Annotated in this window: 19 protein-coding genes; 10 read left to right on the forward strand and 9 right to left on the reverse strand. The window is 61.6% G+C overall.

Features of this window, described 5'->3' with window-relative positions:
• The first annotated feature begins 120 nt into the window (after positions 1 to 120).
• Positions 121 to 678: a cysteine hydrolase family protein gene (locus tag EGM97_RS12110; protein ID WP_238964149.1), complete on the forward strand. Its 558-nt coding sequence runs from the start codon at positions 121 to 123 to the stop codon at positions 676 to 678.
• A 119-nt stretch (positions 679 to 797) separates the two neighbouring features.
• Here the strand turns inward: EGM97_RS12110 and EGM97_RS12115 are convergent, their stop codons facing one another.
• The 4 genes from EGM97_RS12115 to EGM97_RS12130 form a co-directional block, all read right to left on the reverse strand.
• On the reverse strand, positions 798 to 1,001 hold the full coding sequence (locus EGM97_RS12115) for an SEC-C metal-binding domain-containing protein (protein ID WP_053153014.1): 204 nt from the start codon (positions 999 to 1,001) through the stop codon (positions 798 to 800).
• A gap of 5 nt (positions 1,002 to 1,006) precedes the next feature.
• Complete coding sequence (locus tag EGM97_RS12120; RefSeq protein ID WP_238964151.1) at positions 1,007 to 1,492, reverse strand: LEA/WHy family protein; 486 nt, start codon at positions 1,490 to 1,492, stop codon at positions 1,007 to 1,009.
• A gap of 69 nt (positions 1,493 to 1,561) precedes the next feature.
• Positions 1,562 to 2,035 carry a YchJ family protein gene (locus EGM97_RS12125; protein WP_053153261.1) on the reverse strand — a complete coding sequence of 158 codons (474 nt, stop codon included), beginning with the start codon at positions 2,033 to 2,035 and terminating at the stop codon, positions 1,562 to 1,564.
• A 16-nt stretch (positions 2,036 to 2,051) separates the two neighbouring features.
• Positions 2,052 to 2,549, reverse strand: a complete 498-nt coding sequence (locus EGM97_RS12130; protein WP_238964158.1) for a DUF6231 family protein — start codon at positions 2,547 to 2,549, stop codon at positions 2,052 to 2,054.
• A gap of 192 nt (positions 2,550 to 2,741) precedes the next feature.
• On the opposite strand from EGM97_RS12130, the gene EGM97_RS12135 reads away from it, so the two are divergent.
• The 3 genes from EGM97_RS12135 (at position 2,742) to EGM97_RS12145 (ending at position 4,599) form a co-directional block, all read left to right on the forward strand.
• Positions 2,742 to 3,437, forward strand: a complete 696-nt coding sequence (locus tag EGM97_RS12135; protein ID WP_238964163.1) for a PA1041 family peptidoglycan-binding anchor lipoprotein — start codon at positions 2,742 to 2,744, stop codon at positions 3,435 to 3,437.
• A 138-nt stretch (positions 3,438 to 3,575) separates the two neighbouring features.
• Positions 3,576 to 3,848, forward strand: coding sequence for a DUF1145 domain-containing protein (locus EGM97_RS12140; protein ID WP_238964164.1), 273 nt, complete (start codon positions 3,576 to 3,578; stop codon positions 3,846 to 3,848).
• The gene (locus EGM97_RS12145) at positions 3,841 to 4,599 is read left to right on the forward strand and encodes a collagen-like protein (RefSeq protein WP_238964165.1); all 759 of its coding nucleotides are present in this window, start codon (positions 3,841 to 3,843) and stop codon (positions 4,597 to 4,599) included. Before EGM97_RS12140 ends, EGM97_RS12145 begins: the two co-directional genes overlap by 8 nt.
• Before the next feature lie 118 nt (positions 4,600 to 4,717).
• On the opposite strand, the gene EGM97_RS12150 is transcribed toward EGM97_RS12145, so the two are convergent.
• Positions 4,718 to 5,182, reverse strand: a complete 465-nt coding sequence (locus tag EGM97_RS12150) for a CopD family protein (protein WP_238964166.1) — start codon at positions 5,180 to 5,182, stop codon at positions 4,718 to 4,720.
• A 100-nt stretch (positions 5,183 to 5,282) separates the two neighbouring features.
• Here EGM97_RS12150 and dinG point away from each other — a divergent pair, with 100 nt between their 5' ends.
• The 4 genes from dinG (at position 5,283) to pdxH (ending at position 10,484) form a co-directional block, all read left to right on the forward strand.
• A complete protein-coding gene (gene dinG, locus EGM97_RS12155) occupies positions 5,283 to 7,427 on the forward strand; it encodes an ATP-dependent DNA helicase DinG (RefSeq protein WP_238964167.1) in 2,145 nt (714 codons plus the stop codon).
• Between the two features lie 112 nt (positions 7,428 to 7,539).
• Positions 7,540 to 8,685: a serine hydrolase domain-containing protein gene (locus EGM97_RS12160; protein WP_238964168.1), complete on the forward strand. Its 1,146-nt coding sequence runs from the start codon at positions 7,540 to 7,542 to the stop codon at positions 8,683 to 8,685.
• 116 nt (positions 8,686 to 8,801) lie between these two features.
• Positions 8,802 to 9,812: an OmpA family protein gene (locus EGM97_RS12165; protein ID WP_238964169.1), complete on the forward strand. Its 1,011-nt coding sequence runs from the start codon at positions 8,802 to 8,804 to the stop codon at positions 9,810 to 9,812.
• A 24-nt stretch (positions 9,813 to 9,836) separates the two neighbouring features.
• Entirely contained in the window at positions 9,837 to 10,484 is a 648-nt protein-coding gene (gene pdxH / locus EGM97_RS12170) for a pyridoxamine 5'-phosphate oxidase (protein ID WP_238964170.1), read from the forward strand.
• On the opposite strand, the gene EGM97_RS12175 is transcribed toward pdxH, so the two are convergent.
• Positions 10,432 to 10,713 (reverse strand): hypothetical protein, encoded by a 282-nt coding sequence (locus EGM97_RS12175; RefSeq protein ID WP_238964171.1) that lies wholly within the window; start codon positions 10,711 to 10,713, stop codon positions 10,432 to 10,434. The genes pdxH and EGM97_RS12175 overlap by 53 nt on opposite strands.
• 171 nt (positions 10,714 to 10,884) lie before the next feature.
• On the opposite strand from EGM97_RS12175, the gene EGM97_RS12180 reads away from it, so the two are divergent.
• A complete protein-coding gene (locus EGM97_RS12180) occupies positions 10,885 to 11,349 on the forward strand; it encodes an outer membrane lipoprotein (protein ID WP_024776354.1) in 465 nt (154 codons plus the stop codon).
• 459 nt (positions 11,350 to 11,808) lie between these two features.
• Here the strand turns inward: EGM97_RS12180 and EGM97_RS12185 are convergent, their stop codons facing one another.
• From EGM97_RS12185 to nhaA, 3 genes are all read right to left on the reverse strand, one after another.
• Entirely contained in the window at positions 11,809 to 12,033 is a 225-nt protein-coding gene (locus EGM97_RS12185; protein WP_477788807.1) for a DUF7683 domain-containing protein, read from the reverse strand.
• Positions 12,030 to 13,211: an S-type pyocin domain-containing protein gene (locus tag EGM97_RS12190; protein WP_238960950.1), complete on the reverse strand. Its 1,182-nt coding sequence runs from the start codon at positions 13,209 to 13,211 to the stop codon at positions 12,030 to 12,032. The genes EGM97_RS12185 and EGM97_RS12190 overlap by 4 nt, the downstream gene beginning before the upstream one ends.
• A gap of 131 nt (positions 13,212 to 13,342) precedes the next feature.
• Positions 13,343 to 14,530 (reverse strand): Na+/H+ antiporter NhaA, encoded by a 1,188-nt coding sequence (nhaA, locus tag EGM97_RS12195; RefSeq protein ID WP_238960949.1) that lies wholly within the window; start codon positions 14,528 to 14,530, stop codon positions 13,343 to 13,345.
• Between the two features lie 260 nt (positions 14,531 to 14,790).
• Between nhaA and EGM97_RS12200 the strand changes: the two genes are divergently transcribed.
• Positions 14,791 to 15,885, forward strand: a complete 1,095-nt coding sequence (locus EGM97_RS12200; RefSeq protein ID WP_238960948.1) for a PLP-dependent cysteine synthase family protein — start codon at positions 14,791 to 14,793, stop codon at positions 15,883 to 15,885.
• Positions 15,886 to 15,918 lie beyond the last annotated feature (33 nt).

The raw sequence follows: 15,918 nt of genomic DNA on the forward strand, positions 1-15,918 counted from the left end.
GCAAGCGGGGGCAGGGGATATTTATGGATTTGTCGATGAAAGCCCCTCGCCGTGGCTTGCCCTCGGGACGAGAGGGTGCTCAAGTGTGGCGTTTCAATGACTGCCAGAGAGTAAACCGGCATGGAGCTAAAGACAGACGCGGCGCTGATTCTCATCGATCAACAAAAAGGCATCCTGCATCCCAGGCTCGGTCCGCGTAACAACCCCGAGGCGGAACTGCGCATGCTTGAGTTGCTAGCGCTCTGGCGACACTCGGCGCGTCCGGTGATCCATGTGCATCACCTGTCCCGCTCGCCGGATTCAGTGTTCTGGCCGGGGCAATCGGGCGTGGAGGTGCAGGAGCGATTCGCGCCGCTCGCCGGAGAAAGGCTCATTCAAAAACAGGTACCGGACGCATTCAGCGGCACCCGGCTGGAGGCGGACCTGCGCAGCGCCGGGATCGGGCAGCTGGTGATCGTGGGCGTGGCGACGCATAACTCGGTGGAGTCCACGGCGCGCACGGCCGGCAACCTGGGCTTCGAAACGTGGGTCGTCGAAGACGCATGCTTCACGTTCGACAAGGCCGATTATTTCGGTAACGCCCGTTCGGCGGATGAGGTGCACGCGATGTCACTGGGCAACCTGCATGGAGAGTATGCGACGGTGATCAGCGCGAGGCGGATTCTGGAAGCAGGCTGATACTGCGGCATTGGCTGTGCCGGCGTCATCGCGGGCAAGCCATGCTCCCACATGCTTATCGCCGATTCTGTGGGAGCGAGACCTGCTCGCGATGGCGTTTCAACGGGAGAACCGCTGAATCAAGCCCCGTGGCACTTCTTGAACTTCTTGCCATTGCCACATGGGCAAGGGTCGTTGCGGCCTACATCCTTCAGGGCGTTGCGCACCGGTTCCTGGTGGGCGTGGCCGCAGTGCGGACCATGGACGTGGCCGTGGTCATGATCGTGGTGATGGTCATGGTCGTGGTTGCAATCGGGGCCATGGACGTGGGGTTGTTGGGTCATCGGTGTCACTCCGCAATTAAATCGGCGGCGATTATCACGCCATTGCGCTCCAGGTGCACGTAGTGAGCGATGAATAATCCGGTTTCCAGCTCACCTTCCAAACGATAGGGGATCTGCTGCCGGGGTTCCCCGAGCAACTTCACCACTTCCCGCACCTGTGGCCACAGGTTGGTCCGGATCGGCACCTGAAAGTAGCCACTGTCTCGCGCGGGCACCGTGAACCAGTGCTCGTGCTCGCCGTCGGTCAGCAACAGGTCCGCGAGATGGATCCGGTACGTCAGGCCTCGCACGGTCAGGTCACTGTCGCCGGGGTTGTCGACCCGAAAGTGCAACATGAATCGCTGTTCCAGCAACCGTGCACGGATGACTTCGACCTTGACCAGATGCACCTGCGGTTCGGGAGGCTCGTCACCCTGCCAGGAGGCACAGCTGCCGAGCCCGATGAAGAGCAGCAGGCAGGCGATGCGTAGCAGGGGTGATGAGTAGGTCATGTCCGCGCCTCTGGTCTATCTCCAGTCTAGCCCGCCGGCAAACGCAAGAGGCGTCGGACGATTCCGGTATCAGCGGAAGTAGCTCGCGCAACACTTCTTGAACTTGTGCCCGCTGCCACAAGGGCAGCTGTCGTTGCGTCCGGTCTTGACCGGGACAGTCGGATCGATGAAATACCAGCGCCCGCCGTTCTGCACGAATGAAGACTGCTCGCGATGGCTGTGTTCCCCCTGGCCGTCGTGCCAGCGCGCCGTGAACGTGACAAAGGCGTGTTCCGGTTGGCCGCCGAAGACCTCGCTGCTTTCCACTTCCAGCCCGAGCCAGGTGCTCTTGGCGCTCCATTCGCTCATCGCCTGGCGGTCGAGCCCGTCCTGCTGGGCAGGCAGGGTGGTCGCCACCAGATAATCCACCAGACCGAGCACGTAGGCGCTGTAGCGCGAGCGCATCAAGGCTTCGGCGCAGGGCGCCGGGTGACCGTCGTGATAATGGCCGCAGCACGCGTCCAGTGGGTTGCCACTGCCGCAGGGGCAAATGGTTGTCTGCAGGCTTATGTTCACAGCTCTACCACCAATATTTTCCAAAGTTTTCCGGGTTGGCCCAAAAGCGTGAGTTGAGCCAGTCCGGGACCTGTTTGTATTCAAGCAGATCGTAGGTGAACAGGGTCAGCACCTGCTCCCCGCGCTGGAACCGCTCGCTGGCCTGCAGGGCCAGGGAAAAGAAGTCTGTTTCCTGCCAGCCACAGGCTTTGAGGTCCGCCAGCACGGCGATACGGCTGGCGTTGAGGTTGCGGATCCCGCCCAGCAGGTTCAGACCGTCGCGCTTGGGCAAATGCTCCAGGCAATCGAGCGCCAGGGCCAGGTCGAAGCGTTGCGTGGCGACATCCGTTGGCAGCGGGCCAGGGGCCGCCAGAACCACTTGGGTATCGGGGTGTGCCTGTTGAAATGCTTCCAGCGCGGGAAAGCCGCTTGCGCCGATCAGCAACAGTTTTCGCGGGGCGTAGCGATCAAGCACGGCGGCCAGGGCTTGCTGGGGCGTGCGCGAAGAAATGGCAGCGGTCATCGAGGTTCCTCAATCAGAGCCCTCACGATAGCCTGCTCAGACCACATGGCCTAGAGCGGTTTGCGCTTAAAAGTGCCGAACGGCCGCAAATACGAGGCAAACCCTGGGGTAGTCAGGCGCTGGCGCGGATCCCGACTCGGGTCTTTACTCCCCTGAATCGGTGCAAAGCCGATTCCTCAAGGAGAAGAACCAATGAACAGCGTTCGGACAGTGTTACCCCTGGTTCTGCTAACCAGTGTGTTGACTGGTTGCGCAGGTTTGCAAAAAACCGACTGGCCGATCTGTGCGGCCACGGGTGGTGTCGTTGGCGCGGGATTGGGCGCCATCGAAAGCAGTTCCTGGATCGGCCCTGGTGCGCTGGTGGCAGGCACTGTGGCGGGCGCCTGGTGCTGGGCCCATGGCGACGGCGACGAGGATGGCGACGGCGTGCCGGACAGCCGCGACAAGTGCCCCGGCACGCCGAAGGGCGTGCAGGTCGATGCCGACGGTTGCCCGCCGCCCGCACCGGCGCCCGCGGTTGAAGAACCGGTTGTGGTCAGGGAAGAGACCATCGTGATCCGCGATGTGCACTTCGAATTCAACAAGGCCACGTTGACTCCATCCGACAAGGAGGCGCTGAGCGCCGTTGCGACCCGGCTGAAACAGGAGTCATCAACCGTACAGCTGCGGGTAACCGGTCATACCGACAGCGTTGGCAGCAATGCCTACAACCAACGCCTGTCAGAGAAGCGAGCCAATTCAGTGGTCAACTACCTGGTTGAAAGCGGCGTGCCTCGCGCCAGCTTCGTCTCGGTAGCCGGTGCCGGTGAGAGCCAGCCGGTGGCGGACAACAAGACTGCCGACGGGCGTGCCATGAACCGCCGTACGGAAATCAAGATCAACCGTTGAAAGCCCGGTGCGAGGGGGCATGCTCCCTCGCACCGGCAAGCGCTCTTGTCCCCTGGATTAAATTTGCCGCAGCCTCTGGCTTAACCTGTGGGCAAGCCGTTACTGTGCATGCAAAGAATAATTCCCACCGAGGGGCGTATGAAGGTGTTTTGCGGGTTGGGGCGCTTGTTGACCCTGCTGTTCTGGCTGGTGGTGCTGGTCAATCTGGTCCTGCCGTTCGTTTATCCGCTGCACCTGCTGGTCAACCTTGCCGGCGCGCTGTTGCTGGCGGTCCATCTGTTGGAACTGCTGCTCTTCAGGGCCCATTTTCGCCACTCGCGCGCGCCTGGCCGTGATCGCCTCAGGGTGCTGCTGTTCGGCATTTTTCACTTGCAAACCCTTCCGACCGCCGCAGAGGCTTCCCATGCGTAAATTGTGTCTGCTCGCTGCACTCGTCTGTCCGTGGGCATCTGCCCAAGTGCTCCAGGTGGAAAGTCATTCGCTGATGCGCCTGCCCAATACCACCAGCACCCTGACTCTGGAACGGCTGGAGGTGGCTGATTACGGGACATTGCTGGTGCCTTCGAATGTGACTCAATTGTCGATTGGGCAACTGCACCTGGGACGTGAGGCGCGGATCGCCATCGTGCCTTCACAGCAGGCGCTGGAGATGAGCGTGACCCAGGCTGAACTGGCCGATGGCAGCCAGATTACTGCCCGTGGTGCGCCAGGGACCTATACGAAGGCAGCGCTGCCGGGGCGCAACCTCAACCTGCGCTTCAATGCCTTGAACGCACCGTTGTTGTCGGTGGATGCCCGCGGTGGTACCGGCGCGCCGGGTTATGTAGGCCTTGACGGTGCCAATGGGCAGGCTCCGGGGTGCACCTGGGGTTCGGCGGGGCGCGGTGCCGACGGCAGCAATGGCAGCGATGGCCAGCCTGGCGCGGCCGGCGCCCTGGTGCGCCTCGAACTGCCCCGAGACTACCCGCAAGCGCAGATCAAAGTCGCGGTGGACGGTGGCGCGGGCGGCGCGCCAGGATCGGGTGGAAAACCCGGCGCCGGCGGCAAGGCCAAGGGCTGCCTGGTCTACACCGCCGACGGTGGCAAAAGCGGTCGCCCCGGCGCCGATGGCAAGCCCGGGCCTGCCGGCGCTGCGGGTGCGGTGACCGTGCAACGCTTCTAGGCCTTGTGGGAGCGGGCTTGCTCGCGAAGAGGGCGTGTCAGGTTATTCAATACTGACTGACCCACCGTCTTCGCGAGCAAGCCCGCTCCCACAGGTGCGGTGCAACGCCTGATGATACTCAGAACATCGGTCGCGCCGCGCCAATCGCCACCACCAGCAACCCGATCAACAGATTGATTCCCACCAAGCGACGAATCTTGCCCAGCACCGCCGCACCCGCCGGCCAGTCCTGCGCCACCACGGCGTTACGCAACGACGGCAACTGCAAGCCCTGGATGCGGATGAACAACGCCGTCATCACCACATACAACCCCATCATGACCTGCACGTAACGCGGCGCGGTTTCGAAACCGGCGAAGCGCACATGGATGAGGCCTACACCGCTGATCGGCAAAATCACCACCGCGACCCAGACCCAAACGAAAAAACGTTGAAACACTTCGACCCATAATCCGAGCCTGGCAGGCCCCTCCAAAGCCGTCACTGCGGCGGGGCGCAGGACCATCCAGGCAAAGAACATCCCGCCGACCCAGGTCAGGGCCGCCAATAAATGCAGGGTGTAGATGAAGGCAAAAAGTGTCATTGAGTTACTCCGTTCTGCGCGGGACTGATTAGCGGGGTATGATAGCCGCCGATCCGAACCACTGAAAATTTATCCAGCGTTTTCCAGCGCCCGACCATTCATGATCAGCACCGAACTCAAAACCACGATCCAGGGCGCCTATTCGCGTTTTCTCGAAGCCAAGAGCCTCAAGCCGCGTTACGGCCAGCGCCTGATGATTGCCGAAGTGGCAAAAGTCCTGGGTGACATCGACACCGACGATGAAGGCCGGCGCAATGGCGAGCCTGCCGTCGTGGCGGTGGAGGCGGGCACCGGCACCGGCAAGACCGTTGCCTACAGCCTGGCGGCGATTCCCACAGCCAAGGCCGCCGGCAAACGTCTGGTGATCGCCACGGCCACGGTCGCCCTGCAGGAGCAGATCGTCTACAAGGACCTGCCCGACCTGATGCGCAACAGCGGGTTGAATTTCAGCTTCGCGCTGGCCAAGGGGCGTGGGCGCTACATGTGCCTGTCCAAGCTGGACATGCTGTTGCAGGAAGGCCAGGCGCAGACCGCTACGGCCCAGCTGTTCGAGGAAGAAGGCTTCAAGATCGAAGTCGACGAAGCCAGCCAGAAGCTGTTCACCAGCATGATCGAGAAGCTCGCCGGCAATAAGTGGGATGGCGACCGCGACAGCTGGCCCACCACACTGGAAGATGCCGATTGGGCCCGCCTGACCACCGACCACAGCCAATGCACCAACCGTCATTGCCCGAACTTCGGCCAGTGCGCGTTCTACAAGGCCCGTGAAGGCATGGGCAAGGTCGACGTGATCGTCACCAACCACGACATGGTCCTGGCCGACCTGGCCCTGGGAGGCGGTGCCGTGCTGCCGGACCCTCGCGACACGGTGTACGTGTTCGACGAGGGCCACCACTTGCCGGACAAGGCCATCGGGCATTTCGCCCACTACACCCGGTTGCGCTCCACCGCCGACTGGCTGGAGACGACCGCCAAGAACCTCACCAAGCTGTTGGCCCAACATCCGTTGCCGGGTGACTTGGGCAAGTTCATCGAGCAGGTACCGGAGCTGGCGCGGGAGATCAAGACGAACCAGCAGTTCATGTTCACCGCCTGCGAGCAGATCGCCGACTTCAAGCCCGGCGAAGACGTCGAGGGCCGCGAGCGGCCACGGCATCGTTTCGTCGGTGGGATCATCCCCGAGCACATGCGCGAAATGGGCATCGAGCTCAAGAAGGGCTTCGCCCGCCTGACCGACCTGTTCACGCGCCTGACCGACCTGCTCAAGGAAGGCATGGACGGCGAGGTGAACATCGGTATTGCCAGCAACCAGGCCGAGGAGTGGTACCCGTTGTTCGGCAGCCTGCTGTCCCGTTCCCAGGGCAACTGGGAGCTCTGGACGGCGTTCACCACCGAAGATCCGGAAGACAACCCGCCGATGGCGCGGTGGCTGACCCTGGCCGAGAGCGGTTCGCTGTTCGATATCGAGGTCAATGCCAGCCCGATCCTGGCGGCGGACATGTTGCGCCGTAACCTGTGGAACGTGGCCTACGGTGCGCTGGTGACGTCCGCCACGCTGACCGCCCTGGGCACGTTCGATCGCTTCCGCATGCGTGCAGGCCTGCCGAAAACGGCCGTGACCGCCGTGGTCCCGAGCCCCTTCCATCATGCCGACGCCGGCGTGTTGCGCGTACCGGATCTCAGGGCCGATCCACGGGATGCCGCCGCCCACACCGCTGCCATCATTCGTGACCTCCCGGCACTGGTGGAAGGCTCGCGGGGCACCCTGGTGCTGTTTTCCTCGCGCAAGCAGATGCAAGACGTGTTCGACGGTCTCGACCGCGACTGGCGCAAGCAGGTGTTCATCCAGGGCAACCTGTCGAAACAGGAAACCCTGAACAAGCACAAGGCGCGGGTCGACGGTGGTGATTCCAGCGTATTGTTCGGCCTGGCGAGTTTTGCCGAGGGCGTGGACCTGCCCGGTGCCTACTGCGAGCACGTGGTCATCGCCAAAATCCCGTTCTCGGTCCCGGACGACCCGGTGGAAGCCGCGCTGGCCGAATGGATCGAAGCTCGCGGTGGTAATCCCTTCATGGAGATCTCGGTGCCGGATGCCTCGCTGAAGCTGGTCCAGGCCTGTGGCCGGTTGCTGCGCACCGAAGAGGACCGCGGCACCATCACCTTGCTCGATCGCCGACTGGTGACCCAGCGCTATGGCAAGGCCATCCTCAACGCGTTGCCGCCGTTCCGGCGGGAAATTTCCTGATGGTCACGGCGAATAATCGTCCGTGACCAGCCGTCCCATGACGGTTTTCAAAAAGCTCAATGGCTGAAACAATGCGCCCACGCTAAAAGTCTTTGTTTCAAAGGAGTTGCGAGTGCAGATTCAAGGTCATTATGAACTTCAGTTCGAGGCCGTTCGTGAAGCGTTCGCGGCGTTGTTCGATGATCCCCAGGAGCGCGGCGCGGCGTTGTGCATCCAGGTGGGCGGCCGGACGGTGATCGATCTGTGGGCCGGTACGGCCGACAAGGACGGCCACGAAGCCTGGCACAGCGATACCATCGCGAATCTGTTTTCCTGCACCAAGACCTTTACGGCCGTTACGGCCCTGCAACTGGTGGCCGAGGGCAAGTTGCAACTGGACGCCCCGGTCGCCCGGTATTGGCCTGAGTTTGCCGCCGCCGGCAAACAAGCCATCACCTTGCGTCAATTGCTCTGTCATCAGGCCGGCCTGCCGGCGCTGCGTGAGTTGCTGGCGCCCGAGGCGCTGTATGACTGGCAGACCATGGTCGATGCGCTGGCGGCCGAAACGCCCTGGTGGACACCCGGCGAGGGCCATGGCTACGCCGCGATTACCTACGGCTGGCTGATCGGCGAATTGCTGCGTCGGGCGGATGGCCGCGGGCCTGGCGAGTCCATCGTGGCCCGGGTTGCCAGGCCGCTGGGGCTGGACTTTCATGTGGGGCTGGCCGATGCGGAGTTTCACCGCGTGGCCCACATCGCCCGGGGCAAAGGCAATGTCGGCGATGCCGCCGCACAGCGGCTGTTACAAGTGACGATGCGTGAGCCCACGGCGATGACCACGCGAGCCTTCACCAACCCACCCTCGATCATGACCAGCACCAACAAACCGGAGTGGCGGCGTATGCAGCAGCCGGCCGCCAACGGCCATGGCAACGCCCGTAGCCTGGCAGGGTTCTACGCAGGCCTGCTGGACGGCAGCCTGCTGGAAGGCGAAATGCTCGATGAGCTGACCCGCCTGCACAGTTTCGGCGACGACAAAACGTTATTGACCCAGACCCGTTTCGGCCTGGGTTGCATGCTCGACCAACCGGACGTACCGAACGCGACCTACGGCCTGGGGCCCCGGGCCTTCGGTCATCCGGGGGCAGGGGGTTCCATTGGCTTTGCCGATCCGGAGCATGACGTGGCGTTCGGTTTTGTGACCAATACGCTTGGCCCTTATGTGCTGATGGACCCGCGCGCGCAGAACCTGGCGAGGGTGCTTGCCACTTGTCTGTAAAGCTTCTTCGAGAAAGCGGGCACAGGAACCTCGTGTCCTTTTTTGTTTCAAAGCGTCTGTTTATGCGCCCCGAGCAGGGGGCTGTATTTTCATTTACATCATTTTGTGGATATCCAATGTCATCGAATAAAACCCTCGCTCTGGCGCTGTGCTTCGTTGTTACCGGTTGCGCGCAAACTCCACAGAATGATGCCGAGGGCGGTGGTGGCTGGTGGCCATTTGGCTCGTCCGACAAGGTGGCGACCAAGGAAGCGGCGCCTGCGGCTCCCCTGAAGCCGGAAGCCAAGGCTCCTGCCGACGTTGCGAAGGCAGAAACGCAAAGCGGCGGCAAGTGGTGGTGGCCGTTTGGCGATAAGGAGCAGGAAACCGTCAAGGCGGCACCGCTGCCCGACCCGAAAATCACCCAGGCCTGGCTCGACGACTACGAGCCGAAGCTGCGCACGGCCATCAAGGACAGCAAGCTCGAGCTTGAGCGTCGCGATAACGTGCTGGTGGTCACCGCACCGGTCGACAGCTCCTTCAACCCGGACCGTCCGGCCATGCTGCTGCCCGTGACCCTCGGCCCGTTTACCCGCGTGGCGAAGGTCCTCGAAGCCGATCCGAAAGCGGCCGTGCTGATTCTCGGTCACGCCGACACTTCGGGAGCGGCACCGGCCAACCTGAAACTCAGCCAGGAACGTGCCCAGTCCGTGGCAGCGATTTTCCGTCTCAGCGGTTTGCAGCGTGATCGCCTGATGTTGCGGGGCATGGGCTCTGTAGAGCCGCGTGCAGCCAACGACAGTGTGGAAGGCCGTGCCTTGAACCGTCGTGTAGAGCTGTTGGTTACGCCGCAAAGTACCCTGGTCGCACTGCTGAGCAAATACAACATGCCAGCCCCGGCGCCGGTTACGATGGTGGCCGCCCAGGATGTGAAGCCTGCAACCCCGGCTCCTGCGCCTGTCACCAAGAAGACTACGACTGCGGCTGCCAAAAAAGCTCCGGTCAAAAAGACCCCGGCCAAGGCTCCGGTCAAGGCTCCGGCAAAGAAAGCCCCAGCCAAGAAGGCCACCCCGGCGAAGAAACCCGAACCGGCCAAAGCCGCCACCGATACCAAGAAAGTCGCGGCCGCCGATACCTCCAAGCAGTGATGGGCGAACCACAAGGAGTGCGCCATGACCCAAACGCTGGCTGATATGCGCCGCGACTACACCCGCGACGGCCTGACCGAGGCGCAAGCCCCGGCCGAGCCGTTTGCGCTGTTCCACCAATGGTTCGCCGAGGCGGTGAAAACCGAACAGGCCCCGGTGGAGGCCAACGCCATGACCCTGGCGACGGTGGACGCCGACGGACGTCCTCATTGTCGCATCCTGCTACTCAAAGGCCTGGATGCCCAAGGCTTCACATTCTTCACCAACTACGACAGCGCCAAGGGTCAGCATCTGGCCGCGAATCCGTTTGCGGCGATGACTTTTTTCTGGCCGACCCTTGAGCGTCAGGTGCGCATCGAGGGCAAAGTAGTGAAGGTGACGGCGCAGGAATCGGATGCCTACTACCAGGTACGTCCTTTGGGCAGCCGTCTCGGCGCCTGGGCTTCACCGCAGAGCCGGGTGATTGCCGGGCGTCATGAGCTGGAGGACTTGCTCAAGGCCACTGAACAGCGTTTCAGTGACAGTCAGCCGCATTGCCCTGAGCATTGGGGTGGTTACCGTTTGTTACCTGAACGCATCGAGTTCTGGCAAGGCCGCCCAAGTCGCCTGCATGATCGTCTCAATTATCGCTTGCAGGGGACGGACTGGACTCGCGAGCGTCTGGCGCCTTAGCGGAGTAACCCGCCGCAGCGGCTTCAAGCCATTGCGGCAGGTCCCGGCGCTTGATTCGCAACTCCCGGGCGCGGACCAGCTGTCGCAGCATGTAGTCCTTTTTCTGCTCGTCCCGCCCCGCCAATGACAGCGCCAGGTCGCGGTCCGCCCAGCGTTTGATCCGCACGTAAAGCCACCAGTGAAAGTACAGGCCGGCGACGGTGGTCGCGACGATGATGAAGTAATCCATGAAAAATCCTTGGGCCGATGACGCAGGTTTCGTAAATTGGCGCTACTGTTTCTGGAATTTCCTGGGTGTGCCTGTATCCCACCTGAATGAAAACAGTTTTATCCCGGCGAGGCCGTGACAGGCGTCAAGCTGCGGAGTTTAATGGATACCTGTCTTTTGGAGTTTGATGCTATGCGTAAGTCTGTTTTGCTGGTTGCTTCCTTTTCCACGATGGCGATGTTGCTCACGGGTTGTCAGTCGAGCCTGACCGGTGACTCCTATTCCCGTGACGAAGCGCGTCGCGTGCAGACGATTCGCATGGGGACCATCGAATCCCTGCGTCCGGTCAAGATCGAAGGCACCAAGACCCCGATCGGCGGTGCTGCCGGTGCGGTGGTGGGTGGTGTTGGCGGCAGCGCCATTGGTGGCGGTCGCGGCAGTATCGTCGCCGCGGTGATTGGCGCCGTGGCCGGCGGCCTGATCGGCTCCGCCACCGAAGAAGGCCTGACCCGCACCCAGGGCGTGGAAATCACCGTCCGCGAAGACGACGGCAGCATGCGCGCCTACGTGCAACAGGTTCAGGAAAACGAAGTATTCCGCGTGGGTGAGCGGGTTCGTATTTCCACTGTAGGTGGGACGAGCCGCGTATCGCACTAAGCTTGAAGGGTATGAGAAAACGGCGCCGTTCCCGCAGGAACGGCGCCGTTTTTTTTGATAGCTATGGGCGTACTTAACGGAGCGCCCATGCACGTGCATGCTCTGTCTTTGCTTTTGCTTTTGCTTTTGCTTTTGCTTTTGCTTTTGCTTTTGCTTTTGCTTTTGATCTTGGACGCCCCATTAACCACAAGGGCCGAACGCAGGCATTGCGCAGTGAGCATCCCGGCATGGATGCCGGGATAGCCGCGCTGGGCCATGGATGGCCCTTCGCGGCGGGCCCACGGAGCAATGCCGGAGTGAGGGAACACCTCGCGTAAGCGAGGTGCCCAGTGGTGGGGCGAGGCGCTTTTGGTTACTTTTGGCGCCTTTTCAAAAGTGACCCGCCGTAAGGGCGGAACCGCCAGCCGCCATTACCGCAGAAACGGATATACACCCCCTTACCGATCCCACTCCCCCAAATTAGCCGGAAATCTGAAAATCGCATTCTGGAATATAAAAGCGCGTATCGAGCATTTTTTCCAGTTGGGCGATTTGTTCTTCATTCAAGTCGTACCCGAACAATTCATCTTCCGGTTTTGTCCACTTCATGATTTTTCTTAGTTCTTTGACGTGCTCCGAAGGAACGGTTATCGAGAACCTGAAATCCTCCGTAGATTTGTCAAATGCACAAATTTCAAAAGTCATGGTTCGATCCTTCGCTTTGGATTGGCTGGTTTTGTTTGTACGCCGGTGTCAGGGTCATATTCGCCAAGGTGACGACCTCTTTTATCGTAAGTTTCTAGCGCGCCGTGCTGATAGTCCCATTCTAAAATCCTCCCATCGCCCAATTTCCAACGCTTGCGCAATCCACCGCCCTTAACTCTGGTTTTCTGCTTTGCAAGGATTGCATCTGGATAAGCCAATAAGAATTTTGGGGCCGGGTGGTAATCATGACGAGCAACACTCACAACCACATAAACCGGCCGAACCCCCGAATCCGCCGGAAACACCAGAATGAAATCCTTGTATTCCGGCGGATAGATCGGGTCGACGATAATGCTGTCGGCCATGGGCGTAGGCGGATAGATCCAAACGGTGGGCGTCTGGGGCGCCGCTTCCAGCGCCGGGATGCCCAAGGTGTCGGACGGATCGATGGCCGGGGTCCAGATCAGTTCGATACCGTCGCCCAGGTCGGCGACGAATTGGTCGGCTCGTGGCGTGAACTGGACGACGTCGACCATTTCCCAATCGCGATTGTGGCCGGTGTAGTAGCCATAGCCCTTGAGGCTGCCGTCTGCCCGTTGTTCGACATGCAGGCGCATGCGGCTTCGGGCCTGTTTGAGGTTGCGCAGCTGCTCCTCGGAATAGAGCGCGCTGTCGCCGAGGTTGGAGGGCCAGAGCAGCGCGACGATGCCGCTCAGAAGGGCTGCACCGACCGTGCCGCCGGCAACTCCGGCCGTGGAAGCGGCGGACCCGCCCAGTGCGAACCTGCCCACAGCGACCGGCGTTGCTCCCGCGCCAATCCGCTTGAGAGGGATCGTGCCGGATGGAGAGGGCGTCTCACCGCCTAGCCACACCAGATCGCCGTACTGCTTGACCAGTTCTGCCGGTAGATAACCGTTGGGGTTGTTGTAATCGGTGATCGCGTTGGGCAGGTTGCAGCTTTTGGCAAATACGCTGCCGGTGATGGGACGTGTTGTTCTGCCGACTGTGATCCGGCGCCGTTCTGCATAGGCCGTCTGCCGGGCCAGCATGGCTTCATAGGTCTGTTGCCGGGCTTCGCGCTCAGCAAGCTCGCTGGGCGTCATGTCCCGATAGATGACGTAATGTCCGTCGCCGCCGGGTGGGTTTCTTACCTTGGGAATATCGTTTGGGTGTGTCACGAAGTTGCGAATCTCATCCGTTCAGGGCAGGACGGACGCTAACCCAGTGACAGAAGGTGGGGCTGTAGGAAGTTTCCTTGGTGGTCGCTCCGTTTTCATCAGGCCCCGTAGGGCCTGATTTGTGGGGCGTATCAGGAAGGCAGTGCACTACGCTTGCGACTGGCCGCTGCAGTGACCGCATAACCCAACAATGCCGCGAGGATCGAGCCGGTGAGAATGCCCATCCGGTCCATGCCGGCATACTCGCTGGTACCCGGCTCGAAGGCCAGGGAGCCGACGAACAGGCTCATGGTGAAGCCGATACCGCACAGGATCGCCACACCCAGTATCTGGCCCCAATTGGCGCCGGCGGGCAGCCCGGCGATGCCGATTTTCACGGCCAGCCAGGTCAGGCCGAACACCCCGACGGTCTTGCCCAGCAACAGGCCGATGGCGATGCCCATCGGTACGTGGTGGGTGAAGCTTTCGAGGGTGACACCGCTCAAGGACAGGCCGGCATTGGCGAAGGCGAACAGCGGCAGGATGCCGTAGGCCACCCAGGGGTGCAGGGCATGTTCCAGGGCCAACAGCGGTGACGCCTCGGCGTTTCTCGTGCGCAGCGGAATGCAGAATGCCAGGGTGACGCCGGCTAACGTGGCGTGCACGCCGCTCTTGAGCACGCAAACCCAGAGAATCAGGCCTACGACCATGTAAGGACCCAGCTTGACCACGCCCATCCGGTTCATTGCCACCAGTACGGCGATGCAGGCCGCTGCCAGCATCAGCGAGAGCGTCGACAGGGCGCCCGAGTAGAAAACGGCGATGATGATAATGGCGCCCAGGTCGTCGATGATCGCCAGCGTCATCAGGAACAGCTTGAGCGATACCGGCACCCGCTTGCCCAGCAAGGCCAGCACTCCGAGGGCGAAAGCGATGTCGGTGGCCGTTGGAATCGCCCAGCCCGAAAGGGCCGCAGGATTGTCGCGGTTGAGAAACCAATAGATCAGGGCAGGCACCACCATACCGCCGATGGCCGCGGCTCCGGGCAGGACGATCTGCGAGGGTTTCGACAGTTGGCCGTCGAGCACCTCGCGCTTGACCTCGAGGCCGATGAGCAGGAAGAACAATGCCATCAGGCCGTCGTTGATCCACAGCAGCAGAGGCTTGGCGATCTTCAACGCGCCGACCTGAGCCACTACCGGGGTGTCCAGCAGGCCACCGTACAGCCAGGACAGGGGCGAGTTGTTGATGACCAGGGCCAGCACGGCGGCGGCGATCAGCAGCAGGCCACTGGCGGCTTCCAACTGAAAAAAACGTGTCAGAGAATTACGTAGAGGCAAGATCGCTCTCCATGTCGTCAATCAAAAAGTGGTCACACCCTAACCCGTACCGTTAGTTGTTAAAACAAAAGTTATATTCTTTTTTGTTATATGACGTTACAGCGCCTGAGGTTCGTTCGGGCAGATGCCGGGCATATTGGACCTTAGCTGTACCTGTGCGCGATGTAGTTTTTTTCCTAAGCTTGGGACTGGCTTTTCCGAATATGCGTTGTGCCTGACCGCCAGGCTTCCCCGCGTCGAACCGATCTGCGAGAAAACACATGAACGACCTCCGCCAGTGGGCACGCGAAGCGATTCGCATCATTGAAGCCGACTTCCAGCGCAGCGCCGATACCCACCTGATCCCGTTGCCACTGCCTGGCTTTCCGGGCATCGAGCTGTATTTCAAGGATGAATCCAGCCATCCCACCGGCAGCCTCAAGCACCGCCTGGCTCGCTCGCTGTTTCTCTACGCGTTGTGTAACGGCTGGCTTAAGCCCGGCGCGCCGGTGATCGAGGCGTCCAGCGGATCGACGGCGATTTCCGAAGCCTATTTCGCCCGGCTGCTGGGCCTGCCCTTCATCGCGGTGATGCCAGCGACCACCTCTCGGGAAAAAATCGCACAGATCGCTTTCTACGGAGGCCAGAGCCATCTGGTGGAGGATCCAACGCAGATCTACGCCGAGTCCGAGCGACTGGCGCGTGAGCATGACGGGCATTTCATTGATCAGTTCACCTACGCCGAACGCGCCACGGACTGGCGGGCCAATAACAACATCGCCGAGTCGATTTTCCAGCAGATGCGTTTCGAGCGGCATCCGGAGCCCAGCTGGTTGATCTCCAGCCCTGGCACCGGGGGCACCACCGCGACTCTGGGGCGCTACGTGCGCTATCGCCAGCATTGCACCCGGGTGCTGTGCGCCGACGCTGAGCGCTCGGTGTTCTTTGACTACTACCGCAGCGGCGATGCAAGCCTGCGCCTGGAGTGCGGTTCGCGGATCGAAGGCATTGGCCGTCCACGGGTCGAGGCGTCGTTCCTGCCCAAGGTCATCGATGCGATGGTCAAGGTACCGGACGCTTTATCGCTGGCCGCCATGCATTACCTGGCGCAACGCCTGGGTCGGCGGGTCGGCGGATCCAGCGGCACCAACCTGATCGGTGCGCTGATCGCCGCCAAGCGGATGAAGGAGGACGGGGAGTCGGGATCGATCGTGGCGATCCTGTGCGACGGTGGCGAGCGTTATGCCACGACCTATTACGATCCGGCCTGGCTCAAGGCACAGGGCTATGAATTGAGCGGATTGATGGATGCCGTGGCAGCGAGCGTGGAGCGCGGGGAGGCGTTGCCGGAGAGCGTGTTGCGGGCGGGGATTTGAATCACGAGGCGCTGGAGTTCCCTTGTGGGAGCG

The sequence above is a fragment of the Pseudomonas sp. AF32 genome, assembly GCF_022342325.2.
GTDB classification, from domain to species: domain Bacteria; phylum Pseudomonadota; class Gammaproteobacteria; order Pseudomonadales; family Pseudomonadaceae; genus Aquipseudomonas; species Aquipseudomonas uvaldensis.

What these genes read in the sequence shown, in the direction of transcription:
- EGM97_RS12165 (WP_238964169.1), top strand. Translation starts at nt 8,802, where the DNA reads ATGTCATCGAATAAAACCCTCGCTCTGGCGCTGTGCTTCGTTGTTACC.
- dinG (WP_238964167.1), top strand. Translation starts at nt 5,283, where the DNA reads ATGATCAGCACCGAACTCAAAACCACGATCCAGGGCGCCTATTCGCGT.
- EGM97_RS12115 (WP_053153014.1), bottom strand. Translation starts at nt 1,001, where the DNA reads ATGACCCAACAACCCCACGTCCATGGCCCCGATTGCAACCACGACCAT.
- EGM97_RS12200 (WP_238960948.1), top strand. Translation starts at nt 14,791, where the DNA reads ATGAACGACCTCCGCCAGTGGGCACGCGAAGCGATTCGCATCATTGAA.
- EGM97_RS12185 (WP_477788807.1), bottom strand. Translation starts at nt 12,033, where the DNA reads ATGACTTTTGAAATTTGTGCATTTGACAAATCTACGGAGGATTTCAGG.
- pdxH (WP_238964170.1), top strand. Translation starts at nt 9,837, where the DNA reads ATGACCCAAACGCTGGCTGATATGCGCCGCGACTACACCCGCGACGGC.
- EGM97_RS12130 (WP_238964158.1), bottom strand. Translation starts at nt 2,549, where the DNA reads ATGACCGCTGCCATTTCTTCGCGCACGCCCCAGCAAGCCCTGGCCGCC.
- EGM97_RS12135 (WP_238964163.1), top strand. Translation starts at nt 2,742, where the DNA reads ATGAACAGCGTTCGGACAGTGTTACCCCTGGTTCTGCTAACCAGTGTG.
- EGM97_RS12120 (WP_238964151.1), bottom strand. Translation starts at nt 1,492, where the DNA reads ATGACCTACTCATCACCCCTGCTACGCATCGCCTGCCTGCTGCTCTTC.
- EGM97_RS12110 (WP_238964149.1), top strand. Translation starts at nt 121, where the DNA reads ATGGAGCTAAAGACAGACGCGGCGCTGATTCTCATCGATCAACAAAAA.
- EGM97_RS12145 (WP_238964165.1), top strand. Translation starts at nt 3,841, where the DNA reads ATGCGTAAATTGTGTCTGCTCGCTGCACTCGTCTGTCCGTGGGCATCT.
- EGM97_RS12180 (WP_024776354.1), top strand. Translation starts at nt 10,885, where the DNA reads ATGCGTAAGTCTGTTTTGCTGGTTGCTTCCTTTTCCACGATGGCGATG.
- EGM97_RS12150 (WP_238964166.1), bottom strand. Translation starts at nt 5,182, where the DNA reads ATGACACTTTTTGCCTTCATCTACACCCTGCATTTATTGGCGGCCCTG.
- EGM97_RS12140 (WP_238964164.1), top strand. Translation starts at nt 3,576, where the DNA reads ATGAAGGTGTTTTGCGGGTTGGGGCGCTTGTTGACCCTGCTGTTCTGG.
- EGM97_RS12175 (WP_238964171.1), bottom strand. Translation starts at nt 10,713, where the DNA reads ATGGATTACTTCATCATCGTCGCGACCACCGTCGCCGGCCTGTACTTT.